Source organism: Geodermatophilus saharensis (assembly GCF_900188205.1).
GTDB classification, from domain to species: Bacteria; Actinomycetota; Actinomycetes; order Mycobacteriales; family Geodermatophilaceae; genus Geodermatophilus; species Geodermatophilus saharensis.
On sequence record NZ_FZOH01000005.1, the window covers coordinates 248,945 to 262,663 of the forward strand.

At 69.2% G+C, this 13,719-nt stretch carries 17 protein-coding genes; 8 read left to right on the top strand and 9 right to left on the bottom strand.

Annotated elements, in window-relative coordinates; translation table 11 throughout:
* On the top strand, positions 1-933 hold a 933-nt coding region (locus tag CHC04_RS23635; protein ID WP_217897377.1), incomplete at its 5' end, for a hypothetical protein.
* On the opposite strand, the gene CHC04_RS14560 is transcribed toward CHC04_RS23635, so the two are convergent.
* The 5 genes from CHC04_RS14560 to CHC04_RS14575 form a co-directional block, all read right to left on the bottom strand.
* Positions 926-2,227, bottom strand: a complete 1,302-nt coding sequence (locus tag CHC04_RS14560; RefSeq protein WP_342743503.1) for a DNA cytosine methyltransferase — start codon at positions 2,225-2,227, stop codon at positions 926-928. The two genes, CHC04_RS23635 and CHC04_RS14560, sit on opposite strands and share 8 nt — an antisense overlap.
* A 796-nt stretch (positions 2,228-3,023) precedes the next feature.
* A complete protein-coding gene (locus tag CHC04_RS25565) occupies positions 3,024-3,326 on the bottom strand; it encodes an FDXHR family putative zinc-binding protein (protein WP_425432456.1) in 303 nt (100 codons plus the stop codon).
* Between the two features lie 133 nt (positions 3,327-3,459).
* Entirely contained in the window at positions 3,460-4,122 is a 663-nt protein-coding gene (locus CHC04_RS14565; protein ID WP_089404660.1) for a hypothetical protein, read from the bottom strand.
* A gap of 78 nt (positions 4,123-4,200) precedes the next feature.
* Positions 4,201-4,878 carry a helix-turn-helix domain-containing protein gene (locus tag CHC04_RS25570; RefSeq protein WP_089404661.1) on the bottom strand — a complete coding sequence of 226 codons (678 nt, stop codon included), beginning with the start codon at positions 4,876-4,878 and terminating at the stop codon, positions 4,201-4,203.
* A gap of 433 nt (positions 4,879-5,311) precedes the next feature.
* Positions 5,312-6,748, bottom strand: coding sequence for a recombinase family protein (locus CHC04_RS14575; protein ID WP_089404662.1), 1,437 nt, complete (start codon positions 6,746-6,748; stop codon positions 5,312-5,314).
* A gap of 23 nt (positions 6,749-6,771) precedes the next feature.
* On the opposite strand from CHC04_RS14575, the gene CHC04_RS14580 reads away from it, so the two are divergent.
* From CHC04_RS14580 to CHC04_RS14605, 6 genes are all read left to right on the top strand, one after another.
* Positions 6,772-7,557, top strand: coding sequence for a TadA family conjugal transfer-associated ATPase (locus CHC04_RS14580; protein WP_245817229.1), 786 nt, complete (start codon positions 6,772-6,774; stop codon positions 7,555-7,557).
* On the top strand, positions 7,554-8,411 hold the full coding sequence (locus CHC04_RS14585) for a type II secretion system F family protein (RefSeq protein ID WP_089404663.1): 858 nt from the start codon (positions 7,554-7,556) through the stop codon (positions 8,409-8,411). Before CHC04_RS14580 ends, CHC04_RS14585 begins: the two co-directional genes overlap by 4 nt.
* Before the next feature lie 70 nt (positions 8,412-8,481).
* Entirely contained in the window at positions 8,482-9,423 is a 942-nt protein-coding gene (locus CHC04_RS14590) for a type II secretion system F family protein (RefSeq protein WP_089404664.1), read from the top strand.
* A 28-nt stretch (positions 9,424-9,451) separates the two neighbouring features.
* Positions 9,452-9,658: a hypothetical protein gene (locus CHC04_RS14595; RefSeq protein WP_089404665.1), complete on the top strand. Its 207-nt coding sequence runs from the start codon at positions 9,452-9,454 to the stop codon at positions 9,656-9,658.
* On the top strand, positions 9,648-10,049 hold the full coding sequence (locus tag CHC04_RS14600) for a TadE/TadG family type IV pilus assembly protein (RefSeq protein ID WP_089404666.1): 402 nt from the start codon (positions 9,648-9,650) through the stop codon (positions 10,047-10,049). The genes CHC04_RS14595 and CHC04_RS14600 overlap by 11 nt, the downstream gene beginning before the upstream one ends.
* Positions 10,046-10,513, top strand: a complete 468-nt coding sequence (locus tag CHC04_RS14605; RefSeq protein ID WP_089404667.1) for a hypothetical protein — start codon at positions 10,046-10,048, stop codon at positions 10,511-10,513. Before CHC04_RS14600 ends, CHC04_RS14605 begins: the two co-directional genes overlap by 4 nt.
* Before the next feature lie 71 nt (positions 10,514-10,584).
* On the opposite strand, the gene CHC04_RS14610 is transcribed toward CHC04_RS14605, so the two are convergent.
* The 4 genes from CHC04_RS14610 to CHC04_RS14625 all read right to left on the bottom strand — a co-directional run bounded on the left by CHC04_RS14610 (position 10,585) and on the right by CHC04_RS14625 (position 13,331).
* Positions 10,585-11,466, bottom strand: coding sequence for a hypothetical protein (locus tag CHC04_RS14610; RefSeq protein ID WP_089404668.1), 882 nt, complete (start codon positions 11,464-11,466; stop codon positions 10,585-10,587).
* A 160-nt stretch (positions 11,467-11,626) separates the two neighbouring features.
* A complete protein-coding gene (locus CHC04_RS14615; RefSeq protein ID WP_089404669.1) occupies positions 11,627-12,091 on the bottom strand; it encodes a hypothetical protein in 465 nt (154 codons plus the stop codon).
* A gap of 521 nt (positions 12,092-12,612) precedes the next feature.
* The gene (locus CHC04_RS14620) at positions 12,613-12,810 is read right to left on the bottom strand and encodes a hypothetical protein (RefSeq protein ID WP_089404670.1); all 198 of its coding nucleotides are present in this window, start codon (positions 12,808-12,810) and stop codon (positions 12,613-12,615) included.
* 8 nt (positions 12,811-12,818) lie between these two features.
* Positions 12,819-13,331, bottom strand: coding sequence for a DinB family protein (locus tag CHC04_RS14625; protein ID WP_245817231.1), 513 nt, complete (start codon positions 13,329-13,331; stop codon positions 12,819-12,821).
* 161 nt (positions 13,332-13,492) lie between these two features.
* On the opposite strand from CHC04_RS14625, the gene CHC04_RS14630 reads away from it, so the two are divergent.
* Complete coding sequence (locus tag CHC04_RS14630) at positions 13,493-13,675, top strand: hypothetical protein (RefSeq protein ID WP_089404672.1); 183 nt, start codon at positions 13,493-13,495, stop codon at positions 13,673-13,675.
* Positions 13,676-13,719 lie beyond the last annotated feature (44 nt).

Here is a 13,719-nt window from a genome sequence, read left to right on the forward strand (position 1 = left end):
CGTCGGGAAGCTGAGGCGCAGGCTGCCCGGGAGGCGCAAGCGCGTGAGGCCGAGCAGGTCCGTCGGGAAGCTGAGGCGCAGGCTGCCCGGGAGGCTAGGTCTCTTGTCCACGCAGGCGCTGGCCCATCAGCCGATCTGACGACTCGCGGGCGGCCCGGAGGTGCGATACGACTGGCAGTGAAGAACCCCGCGTTTGTCATACCCATGGGCCTCAGCGTTGTGCCACTCGCTTTATGGCCCTTCTATCCGTACCTATCGGGGTATAACGGCATCCATGGGGGCTATGCGACCTGGTGGATTCTTACCGTGGCCGTCCCCATCTCTGTGGGCACCGTGCTCCTAGGCGTCCGACGAGACCTCTGGAGGAATCGCGAGATAGCATGCGGCCTTCTGCTTGCAGTGGGCAATATCGTGACCAACTCGGTCATTATGCAGTCGCTCTACAGTCTCAGCCCGGGATGGTGGGTCTTGCTCTTAGGCTGGGGCATTGTTATAGCGCTCGGGCTGATGGTGATTGCTCAGCTTGCGCAAGGAGCTAAGGTCGTATTCGAACGCAGGCGGATCGTCTGTGGCGTCATCGTTGGCGCCAGCGCTTCAGCGTCGATTGTGGTTGCACAATACGCTCACCGCGTGAACGACCTCAAGGAGTGGTTTTACTGGAACTCCGGGACGGTACTCTTGGTCGTCCTCGCACTTCTTCTAACTCTCCTGCGATTAGATGACGTACAGCGTCTAGTGGGGCTTGTTGCCCTTGGCTGGGTTGCCATAGCAATGATCTCTCTCTCAGTTTTGCTCTTGATTTACGGTTCCGCACCTTCCCCCTATTGTGCCGCCCTTGCGGGGGTGGCGCTGCTGACCTCGGCGGCTTGCTTTGAGGCGCAAGCTGATCGGGGGAAGGGACTTGTGCGGTCCGGACCGCGGCACCTCAGCTGATGCGTGAGCGCCCCATCCGGTGAGCGAATGCCTCGTGCCGCTCGTGCCCGTCCTGGCCGATGAACGCTTTAAACTCCCGGAGCTCAAAGGCTGGACCGGATTTGGTTTCCTCGATGTCGATGACGAAGTCCTTGCTGAGGTGGGCGATGCGCCGTTCGAGCTGAATGGCGTCATAGGGCACCGCGAGCTTGCTGAGGATTGCTGACGGAGTGAGGTAGCCGTCCGCCTCCCTAAGCACGCGGTACACGGGGTCGTGCATGGTGGCGCTGGCAAGCTCGGGCATGTCATGCGGTTGGCCGGCGTGCTCGAGGGCCCGCATGATCGCCCGGCCCACTGCCTTCGCGACGGGCGGCGGGAAGGCGTTACCTACCTGGCGGTACTGAGCCGTTTTCCGTCCGGCTAGCCGCCAGCCCCACTGCTCGTCGAAGCCCTGGAGCCGGGCCACCATCGGCACGGTTAGCTTGGGGAACTTCACGTCCGGATGCGGGCTGTGTGGTCCGGGTGCCTCGTCGGCAACACCGAGAGCGTCAACGCCGAGCTCGCGCCACGCTCGCTTGGCCCGCGTGGGTCCGAGGTCTGCGCCCCCGTGCTTCTTGCTACCACCGACCAAGGTCGGTGCGATGTCGTTGGCGAGCTGCACCCAGTCGTCGACATGAGGCCAGCCGTTTGCGCCCATGAGGTCGCGGAGCGTCTCGCCAACCGTCAGCTGAGACGACGTCGTCTTCTCAGGCCACGAGAAGTAGGGTGCGTCCTCCTCCTGCAGAGCAACAAGCACGAAGCGCGGACGCAGCTGAGCAATGCCAAAGTCGGAAGCCTGCAAGAGCCGCCAGTCGCCGACGTAGCCGGCCGAGGCGAGCCGGTCGAGGACATGCTGGCGGTAGGCGGCGAATCGCGGCATCGACAGGCCGCGGACGTTCTCCAGCATGAGAGCCCGCGGCTTGACCTCGCTGACGCACAGCTCGACAGCCCAGGCGAACAGGTCGCGCTCGTCGCTGGCTCCGAGCTGCTTGCCTGCGATGGAAAACGGCGGGCATGGGACGCCGCCAGCCAGGAGAGCCACGCCCTCGTAGGCGCCGGGGGTCCAGAGGCCGCGGTCGGCGACGTCACCTTCAGCAACCTTCCACTGCGGACGGTTCTGCCGGAGGGTCTCGCAGGCGTAGCTGTCGAGTTCGACCGCGATCGCGTGCTCGAAGCCCGCCCGCTCGAGCCCCATGGCCTGGCCACCAGCTCCTGCGCAGATCTCGACCACCTGCGGGGATGGATGACTCACAGGGGAGGGGTCCAGTGGTGGCACCTGGGGACTCCTAAGGGTGTGGTTGCGAAAAGACGGTAGAGCGCGAGGCTGACGGTTCGCCCGTCAGAAGGGCAGCAGGGCGGAGTCCTGTCCCCGCCTGGTGAGCCGTCGACCGACGACGCGGCCGTACCTACCAAGGCGCCCGATGGCTGCGAAGAGACTGCGCTGGGTGGTCGGGAGACGGTGAGAGTGGTCAGGTGTCCGCGGGCGCCAAGACGCCGGACCGTGCGGCGGGCCCGGCTCTGGCATCAGGGGGCGCGGACGTCGTCGGGGGTGGGGTATGACCCCCTGCGGCGCAGAAGCTGATCGCCGGTGCTTAGCAGCCCAGATGGCGCCACCGTTTCGAGGATGATGAGGCACCGTCAGCTGGTCATCCAGTGGGGTTCAAGACTGGCTCGTCTATAGGTCCAGAGAGCGTACGGGCGCATGCTGACCGAGGTCCTGCTCCACGCGAGCTGTGCTCCCTCGGCTGAGCGTCGTAGGTCCGAGGCGGGGGTGTAACCCTTGGAGTCGTGTACCGGCTGGAAAGGCAGGTTGTCCGGTCGCTGGCAGAGGAGATGCGTCCAAATGAAAGACACCTTTCTCGGCCTGCTGAATCTTGCAGCATGGGGCGCAATTCTGATTGGGGCTTACTGGATACTGGACACGACTGGCCTAGGTGACATGCTCGCCGATGTGCTTGGGTGGCTGGATGGCGATGAACTAGGTCCCTGTGGTACCTGCGAACCCGATGTCCAATTCTGAGCGGCATTTCGATAGGCGACAGATGGGTGCAGCCCGTCGCTTCAGTACGCTTTTACTCCGTCGGTAGACTGTGTGGATGAGCGCGGCTGTCGTAGGTGACCCACGTTGTCCCGTAGCGGTTCTGTGAAGCTCTGAACAAAGGCTCTCCATTGGCCCGTCTGGCAGTCGCCGGCTGGACACATACTCCTCGAGGGCGATGGCGGTCGAATAGGCTGGCAGAACTGAAGTGCTCGTGACAGGTCGGGCAGTGTGCCTGCGCCAGGCCGGTCCAGAGCCTGCCGCAGGAACAGTTCCAGACGTTAGGGCGGCGCTTCTCGCTGTCAGAATCCACGGACTCGCTACTCTGCGATATCACGGCCTATCCGTACTGCAGTAGAACTCTGTCAGGACGTCCGCTGTAGGCAGGCGGTAGGCTGATGCCCGGCAAGGCCGCGGCGGACGTCCTGACAAAGTCCCAACGGGATACGGCGCTAGTGCGCGGCCCTTGGTCAGCGCTCTTCTAGCTTCTTCAGTTCGATGTACCCGGGGGAGGTGAGCCGATACCCCGAGGCCTCGATCGCTTGGGTCAGCACTTCCATGATGACGTGCGTCGGCTGGGCCTCCGTGGCACTCAGGCCATCGACCCTGATGGTGCGCAGCTTGGGGTGTGACCATTCGATCGAGTAGGTGATCCTGTCGTCGTTCTGTGCGCCCGGGACGACGCCGGCTTCCTTGGCGTCCTCCACGAGTGCACGGATGACGGTGTTTCGTTCCTGAACTTGTTCGACCAGGCGAGCCAGCGTCACTGTGATGGCCTTGGCTGCTGTCTCGTGCTCGGCCTTGGGGGCCTTGTCCAGGCGCTCGGGTGCGATCTCAGCGAGGTAGGTGGCCAGGGCCTCTGCTTCCAGGGTCCTGGCGCGCTCAACGTCGGCGGCGGCGTGGGACGCCAGGCCCTCCAGGCGTGGCACTTCCGCCTCGGCCTTCACGAGGTCGAGGGCGGTGATGCCGGCATCGCCGTGACTGTTGCGCTCTTTGAGCTTGTTCGCCGTCTGCTTGGCCCGCTCGACGGCGTCCTGGGCGCGAGCGTGCCGGGCCTCCTCGGCCTCGCGCTCGGCGCGCTTAGCCTGGTAGGCCGTGAGGGCGGCGGCGGAAGGGGTGGTGTCCTTGGACATGGCTTGACTCCTTTCTGGTGGCGGGTCTGTCGTTGCTACGTCTGCGGCGGCTGAGGTCGCGACAGGGACCTTGAGCCTTCAGGCCGATGGGAACAGGTGGGGACGGCGCTGCCTCAGGTACTCGGCTTGTTGCTCACCTAATTTGAGGTTCCGGCGATGGGCCTGTTCCAGGTCATTCAGTGCTGTCGTCTCCCACGGCTGCTCGTCGTCACCAGGACTATAAGCTGGCCGCTCAGCGACTACGGGTCCATATCTGTTGACCGCCGTAGGCGGTTCAATTGCAGGCGCCGTAACCTCTGAGTTGTCTTGGTTGTCTGTCCAGGTACCCCTTGAGGGGGTACCTGACATGGTCTCTGTCTTGGTTAGTGGACGCTCCTGACGGGTTGACGCGCCGTCTTCGTCCAGTGGCGGCGACTCGGTTGTCTGGTTGGAAGTCTCTGGCGTCGTGTTGACCCACTCGGCGGGTATAGCCAGCCGATAATGAGTGATCATGCGAAACGGTGGCTTGCGCTCGTGGACTACGCTGAGCCAGCCATCGCGCACGAGCCGGGTGAGGCCGCGGCTAACCGTCCTCGGAGATACTCCGAGGCCTTTCGCGACTACTTCCTGGCTTGGGAAAACCCGTGTGCCGTCTGGGTTCGCATAAGTGGAGAACGCGAAGCCGACCGCCGCAGTGCTGGTGCCGTTTGGGCCGCTGGCTATCCCGGCTTGGCGGAACGCTCGCTCCCATCGTGCACGCAAAGGAGCTTCATTCATGGGGCCCTGCTCTGGCCTGCCGTGGTCGCTGGCAACTGCTCATGGAGAAGAGCATTCAGTGAGCGGGATGAATGGTCAAGGTGGGCAATGTCCCAGTCCAGAAGGTGGACAACTGAGCACCATTGATGTATACTGAGAATGGTTGACCGGACGTTCGGTCAACCTTCAACCGCCGTCATAAACGGCGAAATGCTGGTCTTGAAAATAGCATGGTGAGACGGGGTGCGCAATTGCTTGCGCGGCATTAGGCAGGTGCGGTCCTCGGACGGCGCTGCAGAGGTGGACGTCGTCCGTCAGGACAGCAGACAAGCCGGACTGCCCCTATGCGCCCATCGCCCTCAGTAGCCAGGCCAGCGCGAGTGTGGGGGGGTGATGGGTGCCGAGGCCGGAACACGGCGTCGGTGCGATCCCGCGGCCGGTGCGGGTTGGGCGTCTAGCCGGAGTCACTCGAGCTGGCGGTCCGGATCTCGACCTTCACGCACTCGGGACTCAGCCGCTTCGTGCCCTTGGCTCTGGGGTGCAGCGTCACGCGCTCGACGATGGCCCGGATCAGTGCCCGGCGTTCGTCTTGGGTCATGTCATCGAGTTGTTCGTAGACGTAGTCGACATCCCCGAGCACGGATGTCAGGTCGTAGGTGTTGCCGATGCAGGTGAGCTCTTCCTCGATCTCTGCCAGTCGGTTGCGTGTCCTCGTGGTGATGGTCCGGGCCTGGTCTCTGGTGAAGATGCCGGCCGCGTAGTCCTCTGCTGTGTCGTTGAGTCTCTGGCGTAGTTCGCGGCTCTCATCCTGGAGGGCTGCAACGTCGGCTTCCTCAGCTGGTCTCTGGTCGGTCCATGCGGCGTGGAAGGCGGGATCGGGCAGTGCCTCGGTGACGGCTCGCCAGACGCGGCCATCGACGTACTCCACGGGTACTGAGGCGCAGGACCGTTCCTTGCAGACGTAGACGGCGTAGGACTGGTCCTTGTTCTTCCAGTGGTAGCGGCGGTTCTGCTTCACCTCGCCGTCGCACACTCCGCAGGTGGCGATGCCAGTCAGCAGGGCGGCGGCGGCTGGGCCCTGGCCGCCCTTGCCCCGGGCGGGGTTGCTGAGGATGCGGGACGCGGCGCGGAAGACGTCTTCCGTCACGACGGCCCCCCAGGAGGCTGGGCCGATGACCTCGCCGTCGTAGGCCCGCAGTCCTGCGTTCCTCGGGTTGAGCAGCACGGGTCGCAGGGACGCCGGCCCCCAGGGCTTACCGAACGTCGTGACATGTCCTGCGGCGTTGAGGTCGCGGGCTAGCTTGGCGACCGACGCGCCAGCGAGCACACCGGCGTAGGCCTCCCGCAGCGCGTCAGCCTCCGCGTCCCGGTGGCCGCCGTCCATCTCGAAGCCGAACGGGCGTGAGCCCCACCAGGCCTTGCCCATGCTGGCGCGCTGCCTACCTGCTGCACGCTGCCGCTCGCCCTTGTGCTCGCTCTCGTACTCGGCGAAGTTCACGATGTTCCGCGCGTTCAGCCTTCCGCTGGGGGTGCTGAGATCCATCAGCCCGGCGGTGACGGCGTGGACGTCGCATCCGAGGTCGATGACCCTCGCGAGGTCAGCGGTCCGCCGGACGAGGCGGTCGATGTGCCATACGACGATGAGCTCCGGGCGGGATGCCAGGAGTGCCTCGAACTGCGGTCGGCGTCTGCCGGAGTAGGCCGACATGTCGTTGTCCACGAAGACGGCGGCTACCTCCCACCCGTGCCGCCCGCACAGCTCCCGGCACGCCTGTTCCTGCCGCTCAACCCCGAGGCCCTGACCCGTGGCGTCGAGGGAGATGCGGCAGTAGATCGAGGCCCGCAGAGGACCGGACGAGGAGCCAGAGGACACCCGTCGCTTGGCGTACACATGTGCATGCTAACCGTAACATCTTGCCCGACATCACCCGCCGCCACATGGCGGTCAACATCCGCAAGTTCGTGCTGCAGGCGCACTCCCTCGACGAGCTGGTGGCCACCGGCACCCTCACCGCCCAGGCCGCCCGGTTCCTCGAGGCCGCCGTCGCCTCGGGGCTGAACGTGCTGGTCTCCGGCGGCACCCAGGCGGGCAAGACGACGCTGCTCAACTGCCTGGTGGCCGCGGTACCGGCGCGCGAGCGGGTCATCACCTGCGAGGAGGTCTTCGAGTTGCGGGTGCCGCTGCCCGACGTGGTGGCGATGCAGACCCGTCAACCGAACCTCGAGGGGGCGGGGGAGATCCCGCTGCGGCGGCTGGTCAAGGAGGCGCTGCGGATGCGGCCCTCGCGGATCGTCGTCGGCGAGGTGCGCCAGGAGGAGTGCCTCGACCTGCTCATCGCCCTCAACTCGGGATTGCCCGGCATGTGCACGCTGCACGCCAACAGCGCCCGCGAGGCCGTGGTGAAGATGTGCACCCTGCCGCTGCTGGCCGGCGACAACATCGGCCACGCCTTCGTCGTCCCGACCGTGGCCGCCAGCGTCGACCTCGTCGTGCACGTGGCCACCGAGGCCTCGGGGCAGCGGCGGGTGCGCGAGGTCGTGGCGGTCCCCGGCCGGGCCGAGGACGGCGTGGTGGAGCTGGCCGACGTCTTCACCACCCGCGGGGGCCGGCTGGTGCGCGCCGAGGGCTTCCCGCCGCACGCCGAGCGCTTCGCCGCGGCCGGGTTCGACCTGCCCGCGCTGCTGGAGGTCCACCGGTGACCGGTGCCCTCCTCGGGCTGCTGCTCGGCGTCGGCCTCCTGCTCGTCTGGCGCAGCGGCCCGCGCGCGCCGCAGCGCCCGTCCGGTCCGCGCCCGCCCGGCCGCCGGGCGCGGCTGCTGGCCCAGGCCGGTCTCACCGGCATCAACCCCGCCCAGCTGGTCGTGCTACAGATCCTGCTCGGGCTGCTGGCCGCCGTCGTCGTCCTGCTGACCACCGGCACGGTCACCGTCAGCGTCGCGTTCGGCGTCTTCGGGTTCGCGCTGCCGCACGTGCAGGTGCGCCGGCTGGCCGCGCGCCGCCGCGCCGACCTGCGGGAGGTGTGGCCGGAGGTCGTGGACAACCTGGCCTCGGCGGTCCGCGCCGGGCTGTCGCTGCCGGAGGCGCTGGCGGCGCTGGCGGTCCGCGGGCCGGAGGTGCTGCGCCCGCCGTTCGCCCGGTTCGCCGCCGATCACCGCTCCAGCGGCCGCTTCGGCGAGAGCCTCGACCGGCTCAAGGCCGATCTCGCCGACCCGGTCGGCGACCGCATCGTCGAGACGCTGCGCGTCGCCCGCGAGGTGGGCGGCTCGGACCTGGGCCGGGTGCTGCGGACGCTGGCCGGCTTCCTGCGGGAGGACGCCCGCGCCCGCGCGGAACTGGAGACCCGGCAGGGCTGGGTCGTGCAGGCCGCGCGGCTCGCCGTCGGCGCGCCCTGGGCGGTCCTGCTGCTGCTGGCCACCCAGTCGACGACGCTGGCCGCCTACGACTCCCCACTCGGCAGCGCGATCCTGGTCGGCGGGGGCGTGGTCTGCCTGGTGGCCTACCGGCTGATGATGCGGATCGGGCGGCTGCCGCAGGACGTCCGGGTGCTCCAGTGAGTGAGCATCGCAGCGAGCGCCAGCGAGCGAGGACCGGAGCGAACGGGCCGCGGAGCGGCGGGGTGTCGCAGTGAGCGCGTCCTTGACCGGGATGCTGCTCGGGCTGGGGGTCGCCTCCGGCCTGCTGCTGGCGGTCACCTTCGCGCCGCCGTTCCGTTCGGTGCGGCTGGTCGACCGGCTCGCGCCCTACGTCCACGACACCCCGCCGCCGTCGCGGCTGCTCGGCACGGCGACCGAGCCGGGTCTGCTGGTCGCCGTCCGCCGGGTGTTCGGCCCGCTCGTCGCCGACGGCGCCCGCCTCGTCGACCGCGTGCTCGGCGGGCGCGCGGCCGTCCGGCGCCGGCTCGACGCGCTCGGTGCGGAGCAGACGGTGGAGGACCTGCGCGTCGAGCAGGTCGTGTGGGGCGGGCTCGGGCTGCTCGGCGGGGCGTTGCTGGCCGGCGTCGGGTCGCTGGTGTCCGGCGGCGTCAACGTGCTGTCGGTCGCGCTGGTGTGCCTGGGCGGGCTGCTCGGCGGCGTGCTGGGCCGCGACTGGTGGCTGACCCAGCAGGTGCGCCGTCGCGAGGAGCTGCTGCTCGCGGAGTTCCCGGTGGTCGCCGAGCTGCTCGCGCTGGCGGTCACCGCCGGGGAGAGCCCGACGGCGGCCATCGCCCGGGTCTCCCGGCTCTCGGGCGGCGAGCTCGCCCGGGAGCTGGGCGGTGCGCTGGGCCGCGCCCGGGCGGGTGTGCCGCTGGTGTCAGCGCTGCAGCAGGTTGCCGACCGGACCTCGGTCGACGCGCTGGCCCGCTTCGTCGACGGCCTGCTCGTCGCCATCGAGCGCGGCACCCCGCTGGCCGAGGTGCTGCGCGCCCAGGCCGCCGACGCCCGGGAGGCCGGCAAGCGCCGGCTGCTCGAGGCCGGCGGCCGCAAGGAGATCCAGATGATGGTGCCGGTCGTCTTCCTGGTGCTGCCGGTCACCGTCCTGTTCGCCCTGTTCCCGGGGCTGATCAGCATCGTCTCGCTGGCGCGCTGAGCGCCGGCACTACGGAGGAGGACGACGGATGCGGGCCCTGGCCTGGCTTCTCACGCTCACCGCGGCGCTGGCCGCACGGCTGCGCGACGGCGACCCCGAACGGGGCGACGTGCCCGGCTGGGTCATGATCACCGTGATGACGGCGGCGCTGGTGCTGGCCATCCTGGTGCCGTTCCGCGAGGCGATCGTGTCGGCGGTGCAGAACGCGCTGGCCTCCGTCACGAATGGCGGCTGAACGGCGCGACCCCGAACGAGGGGGCGCCGTCGTCGACTTCGTGCTGGTGTCGGTGCTCGTCGTGGTGCTGCTGCTGGCGGTGCTGCAGGTGGCCGTCTACGTGCACCTGCGCAACGTGGTGACCGCCAGCGCGCAGGAGGGCGCCCGGTACGCGGCCAACGCCGACGTGCCGACGTCGGCGGCGACCGGCCGGGCGCTGACCGCGGTGGCGCAGGCGACGTCGACCGGCACCGCCGAGGGGCTGGTCTGCACCGCCACCGAGGAGGTCGACCCGACCGGGCTGGTGCTGGTGACGGTGCGCTGCGCCGGCGCGGTGCCCACCCTGCTGGCCGGGCTGGGCGACCTGCTGCCGCTGGACGTCACCGGCCGCGCGGTGGAGGAGGCCGCGTGAGGTGGCTGCGGGCCCGGCTCGCGCAGGTCGCCGGGGAGCGCGGATCGGCGCTGGTGGAGTTCGTGTTCGTGGCGCTGGTGGTGTTCGTGCCGCTGGTCTACGTGGTGGCCGGGTTCTCGGCGGTGCAGCGCGGGGTGCTGGCGGCGACGGCGGCCGCGCGGGAGGCCGGCCGGGCGCTGGGCACCGCGCCGGACGTGGCCACCGGGCTGGCGCGTGCCGAGCGGGCCGCGGAGCTGGCGGTGGCCGACCAGTCGGTGGAGGCCACCGACGTGCGGCTGGCCTTCGCCCCGGCGGGTGCCGACTGTGCGGCGGCGGGGTCCTACACGCCGTCGCTGGCGCCGGGGGAGGAGTTCTCCGTCTGCGCCACCGTGACCGTGCGGATCCCGCTGCTGCCGGAGTTCGTCGACGCCAACACCGCCACCGGCCAGTTCGTCGTCGAGACCGACCGCTACGTCGACCGCTGAACCGGCATGCGCAGGCGCCGGTGCGATCAAGGCCGGCGTCGTCGTCGCAGGTGGACCAGGTCCTGACGCTGTCAGTCGGATCGCACACCGCCGGGCCGGTCTCCAGGCGGGGGCGACTGCAGCCTCCTCACTGCTCTCCCGGGTTGCTCGCCGTCGGACGGCGGGTAGCTGGTGCGCGAGGTCCTTGGTGGCCGGGCATGGTCCACCATGCTCCTCAAGACCTCTCGCTCGTCCATCGCCCGCTCCTCGTCGGAAGGCGTCGCCTCGGTCAGGGCTAGGTCTAGATCGCTCGATGCCGCACCGATGAGTGCTGCGCCGGCGTCCTCTGGCTGCCACGGAGCCGGCACCGTGACCTCTACGCCGACACCATCCCGAATGGACGCACCCACGTCGAAGCCCAGAGCATCTCCCGTCTTCACCTGGACGCTGCTTGCCACGAGCAGGACACAGGTCGAGACGCCTACTCGACGACCCTGTGCCAGGAGTCGAGGGAAGACCCGACTGTCCGATCGGGGCGCGTTCCTGGCCAGCCGCTCGACGAACTTCTGCAACTCGACTCGCACGGCATCGAGGTGGGCGACCCCGGCGTAGCTCTCACCCGCGGGAGGCTCCTCGATCCGGGCGCGGGTGTCGTTGATCAGTGCCGACGCGCGCGGAGGCGGCGGCGAGCGATACCCAATCGACACGAGGAGGGCTACCTGTTGTTCCACGAGCAGGTCGGCGATCGTGCCCAACAGCTCGTGACTCGGGGCGGTCACACTGCCGCCCGTCGTGGCACGGAGCATCAGGTCCGCCCACAGGTCGTCTGCCTCGGCCGTCCTGCGCAGGGCTCTGTGCAGCGATCTCACGGCACCTCTGCGAGTGCGCTCCGATGCTTCCTCCTCCAGCGCTGCGTTCGTCACCGCGAGCGCGGAGGACAGGTCGCGGACGATTGCTGCGATCTCTGCGGACATGGAACTCCTCCGCTGCGGACATCGACACGTGTTCTGATGACGCGCGGGCAACAGGCGGAGCATCGTCCGCGCCCGACGCCGGGTCACCGCTGAGCGCTGCTCCAGGCTGACACTGCCCGACACGCCGTGCCCGGGTGACAGCCGGCCACGCGGGGACGGATCAGTTGATGGCGGGCCCGTCCGAGATGTTCTGCAGCAGGATCGGCGGCACGCCGTACACGCGGTCCCAGTTCAGGTGGTACCTGTCCATCGCAGTGGGGCTGGTGACCCACCGCTTCACGCCGGCGTCCACGAAGTACACGGCCGGTCCGCCTGACGGCCGGGCGAGTACTGCACCGTTCGCGATGGGCAGCCCCACGGGGATGGTGTGGACATCGATGAACTCCCGGATTCCGTTCCAGTCGCGGAACAGGTTGTTGTAGGTCGCCGGATTCGGGATCCATCGCCGGTAGCCCTGGTCCACCAGGTAGATCTCGGGTCGGTCGGGCATCTTGACCCGCCATCCGTTCAGGTCCGGGCGCACGTTGCTCAGGCTGTCGTCGGCCAGTCCGACCACCTGCTCGAAGGCATCCGTCGCCATCTCGAGGTCTCCGACGTCGGCGATCCGGACGTCCGTGGTGCTCATGTGGGGTTCCTTTCCGCCTTGTGTTCTCCATGACCGGATCCAGCTGTCGAACCCCTGATCCGTGTCGGATCAGGATCCGGAGCCCCCGTCACCAGGACGTCACGTCGTCGTCACGACGGCCCGCCGCGGGGACGTCGCGGCGAGAGCCGCGCCCGGTATCGCCCGGCCAGTTCGAACGCGGCCGACCCGGCGACAGGTCATCGCGGTACCTCGACCGCTACGTCGACAGCTGACCCGGCAGGATGCGACGGCACGGCACACCGGCTCCTGTGACGTGCGCGCCCCGCCGCCCCGGATGCGACTCCCGTCGCCGTGGTCCCGATGACCATGGGTGGCGGACCTCCGCCCCCGCGGCGAGACGCTCCACGGGTTGTGGAAGGCGCCGGTCCTGCTGCCTGGCCGCTGCACCGACCACCAGGCCGGGTGCAGCCACGGCCTGCGGGGACACGAGGTGCCGGGCGCGGTCCCGGCCGGATCCGGCAAGGGGAGGGGCGTTGGGACAGCGGACACGCTGAGGACGCTCAGCCGGAGTCGCGGTCGGCGCGGACGACGTCGGCCGAGGACGAGGTACTGAACCCCTCGCCGGCGTTGCGCTGCAGGAGTGCCTGGACCTCCGCCACCACGGCGGCCGGCCGCTGCCCACCGGTGTCCTCGACCGACAGCGGCGTCTCCGGGCTCTCGCCGGTCTCTGCAGCGCGCCGGTGGACTCCCGCGGACACGACCCGGGTCAGCCCATCGTCTTCTGGCCGTCGATCGACTCCCGCAGGATGTCGGCGTGGCCGGCGTGCTGGGCGGTCTCGGCGATGACGTGCAGGAACACGCGCCGGATCGACCAGCAGGCGCCCGGCTCGAACCAGGGGGCCTCCGGCAGCGCGTGCTCCGCGTCCAGGTCGGGCACCGTGGCGACGAGCTCGTCGGTGTGCCGGGCGACCTCCTCGTAGTGCGCCAGCACGCCGGCCAGCGTCTCCCCGGGCGCGAGGTGCCAGTGGCGGCTCGCCGCATCCGGGCCCCAGTTGCGGTTCATCGCCTCGGCCCCGCCCTCGGCGAAGCGCACCCAGCCGGCCTCGGTGGCCGCCACGTGCTTGATCAGCCCGGCCAGGTTGAGCGCGCTGGCCGTCGGCCGTCGGGTCGCCTGCTCGTCGGTCAGGTCGCGGACGGTGAACCGCAGGAACGCCCGGTGCCGCCGCAGCGACTCGATCAGGTCGGCGCGCTCGCGGGTGAGGGTGGTCGAGCCGGTCACGGGATCCCCTTCCGTCGTCCTCCGGTGGGTCGGCCCCGACGCTAGGGGGCGGGAGTGCCGGACGGAACGGATCGGCATCTGCCGATGACCGCGGTGTATCAGAACCGTCACACCTGCGTCCTAACGTGCAGGTCACAGGCACCGTTGGCCAGGAGGTCGTCATGAGCCCGACCGTCACCAGCATCGACCAGCTCGACCTCGACATCGCGGTCGCCTACATCGCGCTCGGCGTCGCCCGCAGCGCGTGGGACCGGTGCCCGAGCGCGCAGAACGCCGCCGTCGTCGACGAGGCGGAGGGCTGTGTCAACCGCCTCCTCGAGGAGCGGTTCGCCGCCCAGGAGTGACCCTCCACCGGAGCCGGTGGGCTCCGCGCCGGGACCCGCCGTCG